This is a genomic window from Prevotella marseillensis, assembly GCF_900625065.1.
Taxonomy (GTDB): Bacteria; Bacteroidota; Bacteroidia; order Bacteroidales; family Bacteroidaceae; genus Prevotella; species Prevotella rara.
The window spans coordinates 1,007,465-1,024,750 of record NZ_UYXY01000001.1; the positions used below are offsets into that span (position 1 = coordinate 1,007,465).

At 36.0% G+C, this 17,286-nt stretch carries 18 protein-coding genes; 17 read left to right on the forward strand and 1 reads right to left on the reverse strand.

Features of this window, described 5'->3' with window-relative positions:
* Nucleotides 1-22: 22 nt before the first annotated feature.
* From EJL04_RS04205 to EJL04_RS04220, 4 genes are all read left to right on the forward strand, one after another.
* Nucleotides 23-1,426 (forward strand): L,D-transpeptidase family protein, encoded by a 1,404-nt coding sequence (locus EJL04_RS04205; protein WP_125104153.1) that lies wholly within the window; start codon nucleotides 23-25, stop codon nucleotides 1,424-1,426.
* Between the two features lies 1 nt (nucleotide 1,427).
* Nucleotides 1,428-1,973: an RNA polymerase sigma factor gene (locus tag EJL04_RS04210; protein WP_125104154.1), complete on the forward strand. Its 546-nt coding sequence runs from the start codon at nucleotides 1,428-1,430 to the stop codon at nucleotides 1,971-1,973.
* 72 nt (nucleotides 1,974-2,045) lie between these two features.
* Nucleotides 2,046-2,414, forward strand: coding sequence for a hypothetical protein (locus tag EJL04_RS04215; protein ID WP_021854280.1), 369 nt, complete (start codon nucleotides 2,046-2,048; stop codon nucleotides 2,412-2,414).
* 10 nt (nucleotides 2,415-2,424) lie between these two features.
* Nucleotides 2,425-2,865, forward strand: coding sequence for a hypothetical protein (locus EJL04_RS04220; RefSeq protein ID WP_239684896.1), 441 nt, complete (start codon nucleotides 2,425-2,427; stop codon nucleotides 2,863-2,865).
* 324 nt (nucleotides 2,866-3,189) lie between these two features.
* On the opposite strand, the gene EJL04_RS04225 is transcribed toward EJL04_RS04220, so the two are convergent.
* On the reverse strand, nucleotides 3,190-4,875 hold the full coding sequence (locus EJL04_RS04225) for a glycoside hydrolase family 10-like protein (protein WP_125104155.1): 1,686 nt from the start codon (nucleotides 4,873-4,875) through the stop codon (nucleotides 3,190-3,192).
* Between the two features lie 200 nt (nucleotides 4,876-5,075).
* On the opposite strand from EJL04_RS04225, the gene EJL04_RS04230 reads away from it, so the two are divergent.
* From EJL04_RS04230 to EJL04_RS04290, 13 genes are all read left to right on the forward strand, one after another.
* Nucleotides 5,076-5,561, forward strand: coding sequence for an outer membrane beta-barrel protein (locus EJL04_RS04230; RefSeq protein ID WP_125104156.1), 486 nt, complete (start codon nucleotides 5,076-5,078; stop codon nucleotides 5,559-5,561).
* Between the two features lie 23 nt (nucleotides 5,562-5,584).
* Nucleotides 5,585-6,433 carry a carboxylating nicotinate-nucleotide diphosphorylase gene (gene nadC, locus EJL04_RS04235; protein ID WP_021854284.1) on the forward strand — a complete coding sequence of 283 codons (849 nt, stop codon included), beginning with the start codon at nucleotides 5,585-5,587 and terminating at the stop codon, nucleotides 6,431-6,433.
* Between the two features lie 121 nt (nucleotides 6,434-6,554).
* Nucleotides 6,555-8,192 carry a M23 family metallopeptidase gene (locus EJL04_RS04240; protein WP_125104157.1) on the forward strand — a complete coding sequence of 546 codons (1,638 nt, stop codon included), beginning with the start codon at nucleotides 6,555-6,557 and terminating at the stop codon, nucleotides 8,190-8,192.
* A 14-nt stretch (nucleotides 8,193-8,206) separates the two neighbouring features.
* Nucleotides 8,207-9,847 (forward strand): dipeptidase, encoded by a 1,641-nt coding sequence (locus EJL04_RS04245; protein WP_125104158.1) that lies wholly within the window; start codon nucleotides 8,207-8,209, stop codon nucleotides 9,845-9,847.
* Between the two features lie 210 nt (nucleotides 9,848-10,057).
* On the forward strand, nucleotides 10,058-11,455 hold the full coding sequence (locus EJL04_RS04250; protein ID WP_021854287.1) for an SLC13 family permease: 1,398 nt from the start codon (nucleotides 10,058-10,060) through the stop codon (nucleotides 11,453-11,455).
* Between the two features lie 18 nt (nucleotides 11,456-11,473).
* A complete protein-coding gene (gene pfkA, locus EJL04_RS04255) occupies nucleotides 11,474-12,451 on the forward strand; it encodes a 6-phosphofructokinase (protein ID WP_021854288.1) in 978 nt (325 codons plus the stop codon).
* A 153-nt stretch (nucleotides 12,452-12,604) separates the two neighbouring features.
* On the forward strand, nucleotides 12,605-14,134 hold the full coding sequence (gene atpD, locus EJL04_RS04260; protein WP_053398337.1) for a F0F1 ATP synthase subunit beta: 1,530 nt from the start codon (nucleotides 12,605-12,607) through the stop codon (nucleotides 14,132-14,134).
* Between the two features lie 14 nt (nucleotides 14,135-14,148).
* Nucleotides 14,149-14,394: an ATP synthase F1 subunit epsilon gene (gene atpC / locus EJL04_RS04265; protein WP_021854290.1), complete on the forward strand. Its 246-nt coding sequence runs from the start codon at nucleotides 14,149-14,151 to the stop codon at nucleotides 14,392-14,394.
* 3 nt (nucleotides 14,395-14,397) lie between these two features.
* Nucleotides 14,398-14,820, forward strand: a complete 423-nt coding sequence (locus EJL04_RS04270) for a hypothetical protein (protein WP_125104159.1) — start codon at nucleotides 14,398-14,400, stop codon at nucleotides 14,818-14,820.
* Between the two features lie 3 nt (nucleotides 14,821-14,823).
* Nucleotides 14,824-15,906 carry a F0F1 ATP synthase subunit A gene (atpB, locus tag EJL04_RS04275; RefSeq protein WP_125104160.1) on the forward strand — a complete coding sequence of 361 codons (1,083 nt, stop codon included), beginning with the start codon at nucleotides 14,824-14,826 and terminating at the stop codon, nucleotides 15,904-15,906.
* 50 nt (nucleotides 15,907-15,956) lie between these two features.
* Nucleotides 15,957-16,199 carry an ATP synthase F0 subunit C gene (gene atpE, locus EJL04_RS04280; protein WP_125104161.1) on the forward strand — a complete coding sequence of 81 codons (243 nt, stop codon included), beginning with the start codon at nucleotides 15,957-15,959 and terminating at the stop codon, nucleotides 16,197-16,199.
* Nucleotides 16,200-16,234: 35 nt separating this feature from the next.
* On the forward strand, nucleotides 16,235-16,738 hold the full coding sequence (gene atpF / locus EJL04_RS04285) for a F0F1 ATP synthase subunit B (protein ID WP_125104162.1): 504 nt from the start codon (nucleotides 16,235-16,237) through the stop codon (nucleotides 16,736-16,738).
* A 5-nt stretch (nucleotides 16,739-16,743) separates the two neighbouring features.
* Nucleotides 16,744-17,277, forward strand: a complete 534-nt coding sequence (locus EJL04_RS04290) for a F0F1 ATP synthase subunit delta (protein ID WP_021854295.1) — start codon at nucleotides 16,744-16,746, stop codon at nucleotides 17,275-17,277.
* Nucleotides 17,278-17,286 lie beyond the last annotated feature (9 nt).

A 17,286-nucleotide genomic window follows, 5' to 3' on the forward strand; every position in this document is an offset into this window, starting at 1 on the left:
CTTACGGGATGAAAAGTATTCTTTGGACATAGTTGATATACGTGAACATATATCCAAAATTGCAAGTGAAGACGGAGTCGCATTGCCCATGGATGGGTTTGTAAACAAATATTATAAAGAGCAACAACCGTTTTTGTGGATAAACCGTTATGGTATATATGACCGTGCAGATACTCTTTTGAGTCTTCTTAAGGGTATTGGTTATTATGGATTGAACAAAGACGCTTTTCGTGTCTCTAAAATAGAAAAGGATCTTTACTTGGCACGTAGTTTAGACATAGGGTCTTCAAATGATAATCTAAACCGAATCTTGGCTCGTTTAGAGTATAACCTGACAAAAGCCTTTTTAAGATATTCTGCAGGACAGTATTTTGGCTTTGTTAATCCCGATTATTTATATAATAGTTTGGAAGAGTATCAGGTGGATTCTTTGACAACACGATTCAGACAATTGTGTGATTTAAAAGTATTACGCCCGGACAAAAAATTCTATTTTAGAGCCATCAGCCATATTTTGAATGACAGTGTAGCTGAGTTTTGGCATACAACCCTTCCTAAAGGACGTTTGGTCGGTAAGTTGTTGAAAGAGTTAGATAATCCGAATTTAACCAAATCTGAACGGTTAAGAATATTGTGTAATATCGAACGGTGTCGATGGCGTTTGCGTGGAATGCCTAATACAGATTTGCACAATAAATATATAGTCGTGAATATTCCTTCATTTGAATTATACGCTTTTGACGGTGAAAAATCGCAAACAATGAAGGTATGTTGTGGCGAGATTAGTTTCAAGACTCCGATTCTTACCAGTTGGATTAAGCGCATGGATGTAAATCCGCAATGGATTGTTCCTAAAAGCATTTCCAAAGGATTTTTGCATAATTATTCTTATATGCATAAAATGGGGATGTTTGTTCTGGACAGGGAAAAGGGTAAGTTGGCTCCTGAGCAGGTTTCATATGATAGAATAATGTCAAACGAGCAATATATTGTTCAGGCTGGAGGTAAAAAGAACTCTTTAGGACGTATTATTTTCAGATTTGATAATAATTTTTCTGTCTTTCTTCATGACACCTCTGCACCATGGGCGTTCAAGCGCACCCAAAGAGCTGTGAGCCATGGTTGTGTTAGAGTAGAACGTCCGCTGGAACTGGCTTTATTCTTATTAGGCGAACGTGCAGAGGAGATGGAAGACAGATTACAGTATTCAATGTCTGTTGATTTTATTAATGATGTAGATTCGTTGAAGAAGAGAAATATAGACAGAAAACGTCTCGTAAATACTTTGAATGTAAATCCACCAATACCATTATATATTACCTATTATACAGTTTATGATGGCATTTGTGGACAATTATGCTATTATGATGATGTTTATGGCTATGACGATGTCCTGATAGAGAAATTGTCTCCGTTTATTGAATAATATGGCATTAAGTGAAGATTTAATATGCAGGATGCTGGCCTCTGAAACTACAAGGCGTAAAGCTTTTGATGCAATCGTAAAGTTATATGGTGAACGATTGTATTGGAAGATACGTTATATTGTTCTATGTCATGACGACGCTAATGATGTGTTGCAAAATACGTTTCTTAAAGCATGGAATAATATTGATTCTTTTCATAATAAATCTAAGTTATTTACGTGGCTGTGCAGTATTGCCATAAATGAGGCTTTAGATTATTTGCGCAAAAATAAAAATAATTCAACTATAGATATTTCAGAGTCGCCGTCAGTTTCAAAGACTCTTATGGCTGATGAGTATTTTGATGGTGATGAGGCACATGCATTATTGTTAGAGGCTGTTGCGACATTGCCTGATGTACAGAGGACGGTTTTCAATTTGAAATATTTCGATAATATGAAATATAGTGAAATCAGTGAAATTCTCAACACCTCAGAAGGCGCGTTGAAGGCCTCGTATCATATTGCGGTAAAAAAGATTTCGGATTATTTTCATCTACATGAATGACTTTTTTTGACAGGCAATTAAACTTTTAATGGGAAGTTCCGTCATAGAATAAAAGAATAATAATTATTTATTATGAAAGAAGAACAATTGCTTAAACAAAAATTTGGCAGCCAGCGGCCATTTAAAGTTCCTGAAGGCTATTTTGATTCTTTGGAGAAGAGTCTGATGCAGAACGTGGTTGAGCCAGCCGTACCTAATAAACGCCCTGCAATAAAAGCGTTTATGCGTCCATTGAAGTGGGCCGCATGTTTTGCTGCGGTTCTTCTAGTTTCCGGAACAATATATTTTAATAGTTTAGAAAAAGAATCTTATCAGAATCACGCAGACAATATATCAGAAAATATGTCATCTTCAGTTTATGCTGATTATATTTTAGACGAAATTTCAGATTATGCCATGCTTGATAATGATGACATTTATTCTTATGTGGAAAATGAATGATAATAATAAAATGAGAAGATTTATAATTTGTTTATTCTTTATATTAGCATTTAATATATCAGATGCCCAAAATAAGAATAGACATTTTACACCAGAACGTTTTCAAGCAGAATTAGAGCAGTATATCACACGAAAGGCGGGCTTGTCTCCAAAAGAGGCTTCAGAATTCTTTCCGCTTTATTCGGAAATGTTACGTAAGCAGCGGTCAATTCATGATGAACTTAAAAAGTTAAAACGAATAAAGCCGACAACGGATGCTGAATGCAAAAAGAATCTTATGAAGCGTGATAAGTGTGAAATTGAAATAAAACAACTTCAGAAAACTTATCATGAAAAATTTATGCAGATATTACCTGCGGGCAAAGTCTATGACATTGTGAAAGCAGAAGAGCGTTTCCATCGGCAGATCTTTAAACGAGCTGCAGATAAAATGAGGCATAAGAAAAAGTGATAATGACGAAACTTTGTTGTGTAGTTTTATATATTATCCAATAATAATATTGTTGTTTATCTGATTATAAATATAACTTGATGATTTTATATTTCTTGTGGTAATGTTATAATAAATATAATTAATTTAATGTCGGATTATAGACTTATAAACCCATTGGTTTCATTAATGAAAATCAATGGGTTTTTAGTTATAACTCAATGAGTTTTATGCAAAAACTCATTGAGTTATTTTAAATGAATATTTGATATTAAAATTTTTATTGACCACGCTTTTGTGGAATAAACAAAAGCGTATAGGAATAAACAACATCCATTCGAAGTGTTACCTTTTAATCATAAAGTATCCTAATCTATGTGCTATGTCTTTTTTATTTAATGATAATAGAATGTAACACCCATTTTCAAGATTGCTTATATCTGCATATTTGCCTTTGTATGGATGTATTGAAATTATATTACCTGCCAGACTTTTTACTATAACGTATTCGCTATCTAAGGTTTTCCCTTTGTCTGGTAATAAAAGTTTCTTGCCGTCATTTTTAATAAATTTGTCTGTGATTGCAGATTTGTCAGACTGTTTTTGCTGTGTGGGAAGGCTTTCATTGCCATAACGGTCTATACTAGTAACCGCATAAAAGAGGTCGCATTTTGAGTCTGTTTCAATTGCAATATAGTTATCTTTTATCCTTGTCGCCAAGATGTTCCTGCAGTCATTTATATCAACAGGATATTTCTTACTGACGTAAACATTATACATAATGCCGCCATAATTGTTATCTGATTTATCCCATGTTATAATTTCATTTTTATCTGTAACTTTTACAGATAAATTTTGTGGTGATTGTGGCACCGGAGCTTTTGCCCATTCCATTGGAGGAGTTAAAGCAGGATATAGATTGAATTCATCTTTTGTGAATGAATACAGCCCTTTGGTATTATCATAAAAGAATTTGTTCCTAAAGAAGGCATAGCCCATGCCATGACTTCTCGTAACATACATTTGACGCTTAATCTCATCTATATTCCAATTACCTTCGGAGGTATCTAGAAAATAAATGCCCAATCCGGGTATTATTGTTCTGTTATTGCAATTTTCTTTCCAGTCTATGGCAAAAGGATAGAATTGATTTCCGCGAAAGTACATCATGGGGTAAAGCTGATCCATTAGGCCTTGTTTGATCCAACTTTGGGCATCCTGGCATCCTTTTTTATATGCATTCCATCCACGGCTGGAATATCTGGTGAGATCATCGTATTTGCCAATTGGAGCACAGCTTAGTTTCACCCATGGTTTTGTTCTTTTTACTTTGTTGTAAATCTCTTTTACAATGTTTGTAATATTTTTTCTTGCTTTAGAAAGTGGTATCTCCAATTTCCATTTTTCGGGATATCTTATATAGTCAAGATGTATTCCGTCTATATCGTAATTGTCGGAGATTTCTTTACAAATATCCGATATATATTGAGCAGCCAAAATATTTGAAGGGTCTATAAATCCTTCTCCACCGTTTTTGATTACTAAGTTGGGATATTTATTGCGTAATGTTCTACAGCCTATTCCGTTCCATTTTCCTACAGGAATTGTTACTATCCATGCATGCAGTTCCATACCTCTTTTATGGCATTCTGCTATTGCAAATTCTAACGGATCATATCCGGGGGATTTGCCAGGAAAGCCGGAACAGCATCCGTCCCAAGGCTCTATGGATGAAGGATAAATAACCGTGCCTCTTATTCTTGTCTGGAATAATATTGTATTAATATTTGCCTTTTTCAGCTTGTCAAGTATGTCAATTAATTCTTTCTTTTGCTTTTTTATTGATGTTTCCGTTTGCGCATAGCTGTGTGGCCAGTCAAGTCCGCCTATTGTTGTAAGCCACACGGCCCTGACCTCGTATTTGGGATGTTGCCTGAAAACAAAGCTTTGGGAATTGCATGTTTCTGAAAAGCATATAAATAACAATATGATTACTATATTGAGGAATGATTGCTTGATTGAAATTTTCATTTGATATTTGTAAATCGATTATGATGCAAAGTTATATTATTTTTTTTGTTTTTCAAATTAAATATGTACTTTTGCATATGATAGGGAATAATGAAAATGATAAAAACATACATTTGTATGAAAGTAAAATTTTATATAGTGTTTTATATCAGTTCATTAATTCTATATTCGTTGATACTAAAAAAATAAACAATGTATATATGAAAAAAATTGTAATGTTGATAGCCTTTATGGCGTTTGCTCTTTCTGGATATTCTCAGTTTGAGCAAGGTAAGTATTATGTTGGTGCATCTCTTACAGGACTGAATCTTAGTTATAGCGGAGCAGAAAATTTTAATATCGGTCTTGATTTAAAAGGTGGATATCTTTTGGCTGACGACTGGATGATAACAGCTCAGGCTGGTATACAGCATAGTGGAAATGATGATGTCGCAAATTCTTATTCTATAGGCATTGGAGGACGCTATTATATAGTTCAAAATGGATTGTATCTTGGTGTTAATGCAAAATTGATACATGCAAATCATAATTACAACGATTTGATGCCGGGTATAGAAGTCGGATATGCGTTCTTCTTAAATAGAACAGTAACGATTGAACCTGCCGTATATTACGACCAGTCGTTTAAGAATCACTCTGATTTTTCTAAAATCGGTTTACGTATAGGCGTAGGTGTTTATTTATAGAACTTTGAATAAAATTTTTTAATATGTATTCAGTTGATGAATTAGAAGACAGACTTATTGATCTGTCTTTTGCCGAGGATATCGGTGATGGTGACCACACTACATTGTGTTGTATTCCGGAAAGTGCCATGGGTAAGTCACATTTGCTTATTAAGGAGGATGGTATTCTGGCAGGTGTGGAAGTGGCAAAAAGGGTATTTGCAAGATTTGATCCTTCTCTTGAGGTGCAAGTGCTTATCGAAGATGGCTCTCATGTAAAGAAGGGCGATATTGCAATGATTGTGTCTGGAAAGGTACGATCTTTGTTGCAAACAGAACGTCTCATGCTGAACATAATGCAAAGAATGAGCGGTATAGCAACAACCACAAATAAGTATGTTGAGTTGCTTAAAGGAACAAAAACACATGTCTTGGATACAAGAAAAACAACTCCTGGTATGCGTATGCTCGAAAAGCAGGCTGTGAAGATAGGTGGAGGAGTGAATCACCGTATAGGATTGTTTGACATGATTCTTCTGAAGGATAATCACGTAGATTTTGCCGGTGGAATAAATAACGCAATAGACAGATGTCATGATTATTTGAAAGCAAATTCGCTTGATTTAAAAATTGAGATAGAAGTACGCAATTTTGACGAATTGCAGCAAGTGCTTGATCATGGCGGTATAGACAGAATCATGTTGGATAATTTTTCTGTAGATGATACGCGTAAAGCTGTTAAAATGATAAATGGAAAATATGAGACGGAATCAAGTGGAGGTATAACTTTTGATACGATAAGGAGTTATGCTGAATGCGGTGTCGATTTCGTTTCTGTCGGGGCATTGACCCATTCTGTTAAGTGTCTTGATATGAGCTTTAAAGCTTGTTAATAGATTAATTATATTTACATACTGATAAACGTTCTCTTTTGACCCTAATAGTGCATTCTATAGAACGTCTTTCAGTATGTAAATATGTTTATAATTTGTTTTTAAACTTTGTTTTTAGAAAATGTTTAGTTTGTTTTCATCTTTGATTCTTGCTGCAATTACGAGTTTTAGTTCTCCCGTGAATTATCCAATTTCATTGGCCGGCAACTTTGGTGAGCCGCGTCCAAATCATTTTCATGGTGGAATAGACATCAGGACAGAGCAGGTTGAAGGCAAACCGATATTTTCTGTAGCTGATGGTTATGTTAGTAGAATAACTGTTGGGCTTGATGGCTTTGGATATGCAGTTTATGTGAACCATCCTGGTGGTAAGACAAGTGTATATTGTCATTTAAAAAAGTTTATACCGCAGCTTGGTGCTATTGTGCAGAAATGGCAATATCTAAACCAAAGCTATTTTGTTGATGTGAGATTAAAGCCTACAGACTTTCCTGTTGCCAGAGGACAACTTATTGCTGTTAGCGGAAATTCCGGAGCAAGTCGTGCTCCGCATTTGCATCTTGAATTTCATGATACAAAAACATGGAGTTATCTTGATCCATTGCAGTACTTGAAAGAGTATGTCGTAGATAAGACAAGGCCTATTGCACATGCGTTTATGGCTTATCCTATTGAAGGTAAAGGTGTCTTTTGCGGATCGGTCCAAAAGCAGTCTTATGGTTTTGCATCTTCTTCGTTGTCGCGTGTATTTACAGCTTGGGGAGAGGTCGGATTTGGTATATGGGCGAATGATTACATGGAAGGGAGTTATGGAATACTTGGAATCAGGAATACCCGGTTAACCGTTGATGGAAAATTGGTTTTTGAGAGTGACATAGACAGCATACCGGTTCGTTGTAATAGGATGGTTAACTCTTGGGGGGATTATGATCACTATTGCCGGACGCATGTATGGTATATGAAGTCGTTTAAGGAACCGGGAAATAGCTTGCCGATACTTCATGCTTTGAATAATAGTGGAATAATAAATATTGATCAGGAGCGTGATTATAAATTTGTTTATACAATATCTGATGTTTTTGGTAATTCTTATGATTATTCTTTTGTTGTAAAAGGTGTAAAACAGCAGATTCCCAAAAAGAGAAAACCAGATTTGATAAATTTGATGAGTTATGAAAGATTTAATCATCTGCAACGTCCGGGGGTAAGTTTGTTACTTCCAAAAGGGACCTTGCCTGATAATGTTGAATTGCACCCTAATGTAAAGTTTCAACCAGAATCATTATCAGACTCATGGCGATTCTATAATAAATCATATCCTATCTTTGGATGGGCAACAATAAAGATTAAATTGAATAAACCTGTTAAAGATACGGATAAGTTATACGTCGTAAGTCATTTTGGCATAGATAAATACATGGGTGGAACTTATAAGGATGGCTGGGTCATAACTAAGATAAGAGAATTAGGTGCTGAGTATGAAATCTGTTACGATGATGTTCCGCCTCATGTGTCGGTATCTGGAACTTCAGGTAATATACGTGTTCAAGCATCAGACTCAGGTAGTGGATTAAAATATATTAAGGGATTTGTAGATGGTAAGTTTGTTCTTTTAGAGTACAAAGAAAAAAATAATATATATGTATGTAATTTGAAGAATGCTCCTGTCTTACGTACAGGAGGCATGCATATGCTTAAAATTATTGCTGCAGATAAACTTGATAACCAAAGAATCATAATGGAAAATTTTAAGTATTAATAATTATATCGCTTATGAAAAGGATAGTTTTAGTAGTTTCTTTGTTAGTTAGTTATTTTAGCTCTTGGGCTTGTACCAATTTTATTGTAGGCAAGAAAGCCAGTGCTGATGGATCGGTGATATGTTCATATAACGCTGATGACTATGGATTGTTCATCGGCTTGTGTCATTATCCTGCCGGGAAACACGAGAAGGGTTCTGTACGTAAAATTTATGATTGGGATACAAATGTTTATCACGGACAGATACCCGAAGCAGAGGTAACCTATAATGTTATTGGAAACATTAATGAATATCAAGTTTCGATAGGTGAAACGACTTTTGGTGGAAGAGAGGAACTTGTTGATACAACAGGTATTTTAGATTATGGCTCTCTGATATATATAGCTTTACAGCGTTCAAAAACCGCACGAGAAGCAATAAAAGTTATGACTACATTAACCGATAAATATGGATATTGTTCTGGCGGAGAGACTTTTACAATATGTGATCCAAACGAAGCCTGGATAATGGAGATGATAGGAAAGGGACCTGGACGCAAGGGGACTGTATGGGTTGCTGTTAGAATTCCTGATGATGCTATATGTGCTCATGCAAATCAGAGCCGTATTCGTACATTTAATCAAAAGGATAAAAAGAATGTGATGTTTTCAAAAGATTGCATAACATTTGCAAGAGAAAAAGGATGGTTTAGTGGTAAAGATGCAGATTTTAGTTTTTGTGAAGCTTATGCTTATCCTGATTTTTCTGGAAGACGGTTCTGCGAAGCTCGTGTGTGGAGCTTTTTTAACCACTTCTCGACAGATATGGAACGTTATTTGCCTTATGCAGAAGGAAAAGTTAAAGATGCCGAACCGATGCCTTTGTGGATAAAGCCTAATCGCAAGGTTAGTGTTCAAGATATACAGGAATGCATGAGAGATCATTATGAAGGAACTCCGTTCTCTTTAGATAAAGACCCAGGTCAAGGTGTATGGAATATGCCTTATAGACCAACGCCTCTAACCTATAAAGTTGATGGTAAGGAATATTTTAATGAACGTCCGACGTCAACACAACAAACAGCATTTTCTTATGTTGCTCAATTAAGATCATGGCTTCCAAGACAAATCGGTGGTGTGCTTTGGTTTGGCAATGATGATGGTAATATGGTTGCTTATACACCTGTATATTGCGGAAATACTTCACAGCCAGAGTGTTATAATACTAAAGGTGCGGATGCTGTTACATTCAGCATGAAGAATGCTTTTTGGGTTTGTAACTGGGTTAGTAATATGGTATATCCACGTTATTCATTAATGTTTGGTTCTCTAAAGTCTGTCAGAGATTCTTTAGAAACCAGTTATTTTTCGGCTCAAGCAGAAATAGAGCGCAAGGCAATGGTTTTGTATGATGAGAATCCTTCTTTAGCTATTGATTTTTTGACAGATTATAGTATCAATAAAGCTCAACAGATGATTGACAGATGGAGACAGCTTGGGACTTATCTTATTGTGAAATATAATGATATGGCAATAAAGCCAGATGAAGATGGCAGATTCATTAGAACTGAAACAGGACTTGGTGCCACAGTTGAACGTCCGGGATTTCCTGAAAATGTTGCTAGAGAGATTGTGAAAAGTTCAGGTGACAGATATGCCGTACCAGAAGAATAGTGCGTAAAAGTTGAATAAATTTTTATCAAGTGGGTCCCAATACCTGAATAGTTTTACTATTTTGTGGTATTGGGATTTTTATTGTTGCATGACATTACAATATGCCTTTTTGTATAGGTTAAAAACTAGTTAAACACGAATATTTTTTATCGTCATATTTTTGGCTTTTAATATTATTTCGTAAATTTGTAGCTGATTAATATTGTTTTTATGGCATTTGTTTTAGTCTCAATATTATTGATAGGCTATATGCTTATCGCTACAGGATATGTCACTAATGTTAACCGAGCTGCTATTGCAATGTTTATCGGTACATTAGGGTGGGTGTTGTATATATGCTATGGAACTGATTTCGTTATGAGTCAGCATCAACAAGCTTATTATGATTTCCTTGGGGGCGCAACGTCTTCCAGTACAGCTGTAAAACAATATATAGCTCAAAACATATTTCTAAAATATGTGGGGAAAGGTGCAGAGATAGTACTTTTCTTATTTGCGACAATGTCAATTGTTGAGATTTTGAATAATAATGGATGTTTCGATTTCTTATCAGAGTTATTAAAAACGCGTAATAGCCATAAACTTTTATGGATGATGGCTATAATCACATTTGTTATTTCTGCAAATCTTGACAATTTAACAACAACAACAATGATGCTTGTTATCATGCATAAATTGTTGCCTAATCGTAGGCAGCGCATGATTTATGGCAGCGCAATTGTGCTGGCTGCCAATTGTGGTGGCGCATTAACTGTTATTGGGGATCCGAATGGTTTGATTCTGTGGAATAATGGTATTGTTACTGCAACAAATTTCTCTGCATCGTTGGCTTTACCTTGTTTAGCAGCTTGTGTCATACCGATTTATTGGCTCGGTAGAAGTTTGCCTGAGCATATAGACTTACAATATGTTGCAATGCCTTATAGAGGAGATGATACAAATCTTAATCGTTGGCAGCGTATATTGATGCTTATTGTAGGAATAGGCGGATTGTGGTTTATACCTACTTTCCATAACATTACTAAATTAAGTCCTTTTCTAGGTGCTTTGTGTGTGTTATCTGTGTTATGGATTGTAAATGAAATATTTAACCACAAGCTAATGAACGCCGATCAGATGATACAACGTCCTGTGCCAAGGGTCCTTCAGTATGGTGTTATTCAGCTTATGCTTTTTGTAATGGGAATAATGCTTGCTGTTGGAGCTATATACGAAACTGGAATAACGTCCAATTTGACACAATTTATTGATACCAATATTCATAATGTATGGGTAATGGGCGTAATCACTGGGGTAATCAGTTGTTTCTTGGATACATTTGCTACATGTATGAGTATAATATCTCTTTACTCTGTGGGTGATATTGCTAATTTGGCATTTTCGTCAGATCCGAATTATATGTCTTCATTCGTTCAGAACGGAATATTTTGGAAAATAATTGCTTATTCCTCAGCAATGGGTGGAAATATATTGCTTATAGGTTCTGTAAGCGGATTGGCATTGATGAAAATGGAACATATACATATTGGATGGTATTTTAAAAAAGTCGGTGTAGTTGCTATGGCTGCTTGGCTGCTTGGTCTGTTTATTATGTGGATTTTGAGTTAATTCTTAAATGATATAGATATGGCTAAAATTAAAACAATAGGTGTATTGACTTCCGGCGGAGACGCTCCAGGAATGAATGCGGCAATTCGTGCTGTAACGCGTGCCGGTATATGCAAGGGATTTAAGGTAAAAGGAATTTATCGTGGATATGATGGTCTTATTAATAATGAGATTGTTGATTTTACAACAGAGAATGTCAGTGGTATAATAATGTCTGGAGGAACCATTTTGAAAACTGCAAGATGTGACGAATTCAAAACTCCAGAAGGACGTAAAAAGGCATATGACAATTTGTTGAAAAACGAAATAGATGCGCTTGTCGTTATAGGCGGAAATGGCTCGTTGTCCGGAGCAATGGTCTTTGCACAGGAATATGATGTATGTTGCATAGGATTACCGGGAACTATAGACAATGATTTGTATGGTACTGATTCAACAATTGGCTATGATACGACTCTAAATACAATTGTTGAATGTGTAGACAGAATAAGGGATACTGCCCAAAGTCATGAACGAATTTTTTTCATTGAAGTAATGGGACGTGATGCAGGATTCTTGGCTCAGAATAGTGCTATTGCTTCAGGTGCTGAGGCCGCAATAATACCAGAGGACTCAACGGATGTTGACCAATTGGCGAGGTTTATGGAACGAGGTATAAGAAAAAGTAAAAAAAGCTGTATTGTAATCGTTTCAGAGAGCCCCAAATGTGGAGCCTTGTATTATGCTGACAGAGTTCGGAATGAATTCCCTAATTACGATGTTAGAGTTTCAATACTTGGACATTTGCAGCGTGGGGGACGTCCGTCCGCTCATGACCGCATTCTTGCCAGTAGAACTGGGGTGGGGGCAATAGATGCTATCATTCAAGGTCAGCGTAATGTTATGATAGGCGTAAGAAATAATGAGGTCGTTTATGTCCCATTGAGTGAGGCTATAAGGTCAGATAAACCTTTTGATAAAAAATTAATTACAGTCTTAGATGAGTTGAGCATATAATAGTCTGACGTATAAGTTGTAAAAATGTCTTTATATTATGTCAATTGAACTTATTATAAAAAGTTTTTGTTCTTTTCTTTGTAAGTTATAAAACAATTGATTAATTTTGCGTTTAGAAAAATACATGAAAAATAAAAAATAAAGTAAATCTATATGGAACAAATAAAAGGGCATATTTCTCAGATTGTGGGTCCTGTTATTGATGTCTATTTCGATACAAGTGGCTTAGATCCGGAAAAAGTGTTGCCCAAAATTCATGATGCGTTGACAATTTCACGCGAAGATGGACGTGAACTTGTTATTGAAGTTCAGCAGCATATCGGTGAAGATACTGTTAGATGTGTTGCAATGGATAATACTGACGGTCTTAAAAGAGGATTGGAAGTAGTTTCAACAGGTCATCCAATATTGATGCCTGCAGGAGAACAGATAAAAGGACGAATGATGAATGTTATAGGCCAGCCTATAGATGGTATGAAAACTTTGGATATGAAAGGCGCATACCCTATTCATCGTGAAGCTCCTACTTTTGAGGAGTTGTCAACGCATAAAGAAATGCTTGCAACTGGTATAAAAGTTATTGATTTGCTTGAGCCTTATATGAAAGGTGGAAAAATTGGACTTTTTGGTGGAGCCGGTGTCGGTAAAACTGTCTTAATTATGGAGCTTATCAATAACATTGCAAAAGGTCATAATGGATATTCGGTGTTTGCTGGCGTTGGTGAGCGTACGCGTGAGGGTAATGACCTTATTCGTGATATGCTTGAGTCTGGCGTAATTCGATATGGTGAGAAGTTTAAAAAAGCAATGGAAGAAGGCAAGTGGGACTTGTCGTTAGTAGATCCTGAGGAATTGAAGAAGTCTCAAGCAACATTGGTTTATGGACAGATGAATGAACCACCTGGAGCACGTGCTTCTGTTGCCTTGTCAGGCTTAACTGTTGCAGAGGAATTCCGCGATCATGGCGGAAAGAATGGTGAAGCAGCAGACATTATGTTCTTTATTGATAATATCTTCAGGTTTACTCAGGCTGGTTCAGAGGTGTCTGCTCTTCTTGGCCGTATGCCTTCAGCCGTAGGTTATCAGCCGACATTGGCAAGTGAAATGGGTACGATGCAGGAAAGAATTACTTCAACCAAAAATGGTAGTATTACTTCTGTACAGGCTGTTTATGTTCCTGCCGATGACTTGACAGACCCTGCACCAGCAACAACTTTTACTCATCTTGATGCTACTACAGAACTTAGTAGAAAGATTGCTGAGCTTGGAATTTATCCTGCAGTTGATCCTTTAGGTAGTACTTCGAGAATATTGGATCCGCTAATTGTTGGTAAGGAACATTACGAATGCGCACAGAGAGTGAAGGAAATCTTACAGCATTATAAAGAACTGCAAGATATTATTGCAATCCTTGGTATGGATGAACTTTCAGATGAGGATAAATTGACTGTTAATAGAGCTCGTCGTGTGCAGCGCTTCTTGTCGCAGCCTTTCACCGTTGCTGAGCAATTTACAGGTCTGCCTGGTGTGATGGTGCCAATTGAGGAGACAATTAAGGGCTTTAATGCTATATTGGATGGTGAAGTCGATGATTTACCAGAACAGGCATTCCTTAATGTTGGAACTATTGATGACGCTATTGCAAAAGGAAAGAAACTTCTTGATATTGCTAAAGGTAATTAACAAATCTGATAGGCATGAGTTTAAGATTGAAAATAGTATCACCTGAAAAAGTTGAATTTGAGGGATTGGTTGATAGCGTATTGGTACCTGGAACAAAAGGTGCTTTTGAAATATTGAATAATCATGCTCCAATCATTTCCTCACTTCAAACAGGAAAGGTTGAGTATGCTGTAAATGGTGTGCGAAATCAGATTCAAATTACTGGCGGCTTTGTAGAAGTTCAAAAAAATGTTGTCAGCCTTTGTGTTGAGATAGCTTAAGTTATGGATATGAATAAAAAAGTAGACATAACAAGTAAAAGATATTTTAAATATAGTCTATGGCTTATTGCGGCACTTACATTATTGTGTAGTGCTGCGATAAGTATGAATGTGTTAAAATATTCTATTGTTAATGCATTGGCTATAAGCGCATTATATACGGTATTCATAAATTCCATATATGTGGTATTTTGGAGAAAGATGGCTAAAACATCTCCTAATGTTATGACAAAATTTTATCTGGCAGCTTCTGCTTTGCGTCTTGTATCAGCCGCATTTGTTGTAACGGCTTATTGCTTAATATGTCATGATAAAAACTCTATACGTGATTTTGCGCTGCTTTTTATGAGCTTTTATATTGTAATGCTTGTTTTTGACAGTGTATTCTTTGCTCATGTAGAAAAATGTTATACTCTTAAAGATTGACAGATGAGACAGATCAGACAAATACTATGCTTGTTCATGCTAGTATTCATAATAGCGCCTATAAGTGCGTCAGAGCATACAGATGATAAAAAAGGGCTTGATTTGCAAGGCGTTTTGTTTGGGCATATTAAGGATGCGTATGAATGGCATATCACTGATATTAATGGTCATCCTATTGTAATAAATCTTCCTGTTATAGTGAAGAGTTCTACGGGATGGCATGTGTTTAGCAGTGCCGAATTTTCTGAAGAGAAGGATGCTGCTGGAAATCGTCCTGGACCGTATGGTCTATATATTTCCGGTAGTCAAGATAATGAGAATAAAATATGTGAAGTGATATCTGGTAAAGAAGTTCGTCCATTTGATATTTCTATAACCAAAACGGTTGTAGTTTTATTTATCAATTCCATACTTCTCCTAATTTGTATCTTAATTCCTGCAAGATGGTGTAAAAAACATCGTCCTGAAGATCCTGCGCCTAAAGGTTTTACAGGTTTGATGACAATGTTTATTATGTATATCTATGATGATATTATTAAGGCAACTTTGGGTAAAAATACAGATAGATTTGCACCATATTTATTAACGTGCTTTTTCTTTATCTTCTTGTCAAATATTATGGGTGTTGTGCCATTCCCGCCCGGAGGTGGAAATCTAACAGGTAATATCACTATAACATTTTTCTTGGCTTTGTGTACGTTCCTTATAACAAACTTTACGGGAACGAAAGCTTATTGGAAAGAGATTTTTTGGCCGGATGTGCCTACTTGGTTAAAGGTGCCTGTTCCACTTATGCCCTTCATAGAGTTCTTTAGTATTTTTACTAAACCTTTGGCTCTTATGATTCGACTATTTGCTAATATGATGGCAGGGCATGCAATAGCATTGTCATTGACGTGCCTGATTTTTATAATGTTTGGAATTAATGCAGTGGCAGGTGCATCAATGACTGTTGTGAGTGTTCTTATGAGTGTTTTCATGATGTTGCTTGAATTACTCGTATGTTTCATTCAGGCGTTAGTTTTCACTATGTTAAGCGCTGTGTTTATATCATTGTCTCAGGTTAAAGAGCATTCAGCAGAATAAATATGTTTTTTGATTAAAATAAAAATAAATAACTTTAAAAAATTACGATTATGATTTCATTATTATTAGCAGCAGATGCTGTAGCAAAGTTAGGTGCCGCAATTGGTGGTAGTATAGCTGCAATTGGTGCAGGTATTGGTATTGGAAAAATTGGTGGTCAAGCAATGGATGCAATAGCAAGGCAGCCGGAAAAAATAGGCGATTTGCGTTCTTCTATGATTATTGCAGCCGCTCTTGTTGAGGGTGTTGCTTTCTTTGCTGTTATTATTGCATTGTTGGCACTTTTCGTGTAAATTTTAGATTAAAGAAATAGAAATCTTAACAGCTTATGTCATTAATAACACCTGATTTTGGCTTGTTATTTTGGATGACGATTGTGTTTCTGATTGTACTTGGCATTGTAAGCAAGTTTGGCTTTAAAGTTATTGTCAAGATGGTCAATGATCGTAAAGATTATATAGACAGCAGTCTTCAGAAGGCACATGAGGCAAACAAAAAATTAGCTAATATCAAAGTTGAAAGCGATGCTCTTTTGCAGGAAGCACGCGAGCGTCAGGCAGCAATATTAAAAGAGGCTGCCGCAACGCGCGATGCTATCGTTGAAAAGGCACAGGACAAAGCTCATGAGGAAACTAACCGATTGCTTACAGAAGCGAAGGTTGAAATTGAGAATCAAAGACAGGCTGCCGTTAGCGATATCCGTAAACAAGTTGCAACGCTGAGTGTTGAAATTGCTGAGAAAGTATTGAGAGAAAAGCTTGGTGATGAAAAAACACAGATGGATTTGATTGAACGTATGCTGGATGAAATTTCTTTGTCTAATAAAAAATAGTTAATATGGATTTCGGATTAATATCGGTTAGATATGCCCGTGCCTTGTTAAAGGCAAGCTTAGAGGCAAAATTGGAGGATAAGGTATATGCAGAAATGCAGACTTTATCTGCCAGTTATATAAAAGTTCCTGATTTTAGGTTTACGATAGATAATCCCATGTTTTCAAAGAAGCGTAAAAAAGATTTATTTATTATTGCTTTAGGCGGAGATCCTTGTAAACTTACACAAGTCTTTATTGATTTGGTTTTGAAGGAAGAGCGCGAAAACATGATGCAGTTCATTGCAAATTCATATATTACATTATATAGGAAAAACAAGAATTTAATCCGTGCTAAACTTTTGACTGCTACAGCCGTATCTCCTTCTACGGAGCAACGGCTTAGGCAGTTGGTTGAAAGTAAGACAAATGGGAATGTTGAATTTGAGACAGAGATTAAACCTGAAATTCTTGGTGGTTTCATAATAGAATATGATACTTATAGAATGGATGTTAGTGTAAAGTCTCAATTAAATTCTATTTTGTCACAGCTTAAGTAATAAAATTAA

Bases quoted from the DNA above. Each gene is read 5' to 3' on its own strand.
- EJL04_RS04220 (WP_239684896.1), top strand. From the start codon at position 2,425: ATGAGAAGATTTATAATTTGTTTATTCTTTATATTAGCATTTAATATA.
- EJL04_RS04245 (WP_125104158.1), top strand. From the start codon at position 8,207: ATGAAAAGGATAGTTTTAGTAGTTTCTTTGTTAGTTAGTTATTTTAGC.
- EJL04_RS04210 (WP_125104154.1), top strand. From the start codon at position 1,428: ATGGCATTAAGTGAAGATTTAATATGCAGGATGCTGGCCTCTGAAACT.
- EJL04_RS04250 (WP_021854287.1), top strand. From the start codon at position 10,058: ATGGCATTTGTTTTAGTCTCAATATTATTGATAGGCTATATGCTTATC.
- atpB (WP_125104160.1), top strand. From the start codon at position 14,824: ATGAGACAGATCAGACAAATACTATGCTTGTTCATGCTAGTATTCATA.
- EJL04_RS04240 (WP_125104157.1), top strand. From the start codon at position 6,555: ATGTTTAGTTTGTTTTCATCTTTGATTCTTGCTGCAATTACGAGTTTT.
- EJL04_RS04290 (WP_021854295.1), top strand. From the start codon at position 16,744: ATGGATTTCGGATTAATATCGGTTAGATATGCCCGTGCCTTGTTAAAG.
- atpD (WP_053398337.1), top strand. From the start codon at position 12,605: ATGGAACAAATAAAAGGGCATATTTCTCAGATTGTGGGTCCTGTTATT.
- EJL04_RS04270 (WP_125104159.1), top strand. From the start codon at position 14,398: ATGGATATGAATAAAAAAGTAGACATAACAAGTAAAAGATATTTTAAA.
- nadC (WP_021854284.1), top strand. From the start codon at position 5,585: ATGTATTCAGTTGATGAATTAGAAGACAGACTTATTGATCTGTCTTTT.
- pfkA (WP_021854288.1), top strand. From the start codon at position 11,474: ATGGCTAAAATTAAAACAATAGGTGTATTGACTTCCGGCGGAGACGCT.
- atpE (WP_125104161.1), top strand. From the start codon at position 15,957: ATGATTTCATTATTATTAGCAGCAGATGCTGTAGCAAAGTTAGGTGCC.
- atpC (WP_021854290.1), top strand. From the start codon at position 14,149: ATGAGTTTAAGATTGAAAATAGTATCACCTGAAAAAGTTGAATTTGAG.
- EJL04_RS04230 (WP_125104156.1), top strand. From the start codon at position 5,076: ATGAAAAAAATTGTAATGTTGATAGCCTTTATGGCGTTTGCTCTTTCT.
- EJL04_RS04215 (WP_021854280.1), top strand. From the start codon at position 2,046: ATGAAAGAAGAACAATTGCTTAAACAAAAATTTGGCAGCCAGCGGCCA.
- atpF (WP_125104162.1), top strand. From the start codon at position 16,235: ATGTCATTAATAACACCTGATTTTGGCTTGTTATTTTGGATGACGATT.
- EJL04_RS04225 (WP_125104155.1), bottom strand. From the start codon at position 4,875: ATGAAAATTTCAATCAAGCAATCATTCCTCAATATAGTAATCATATTG.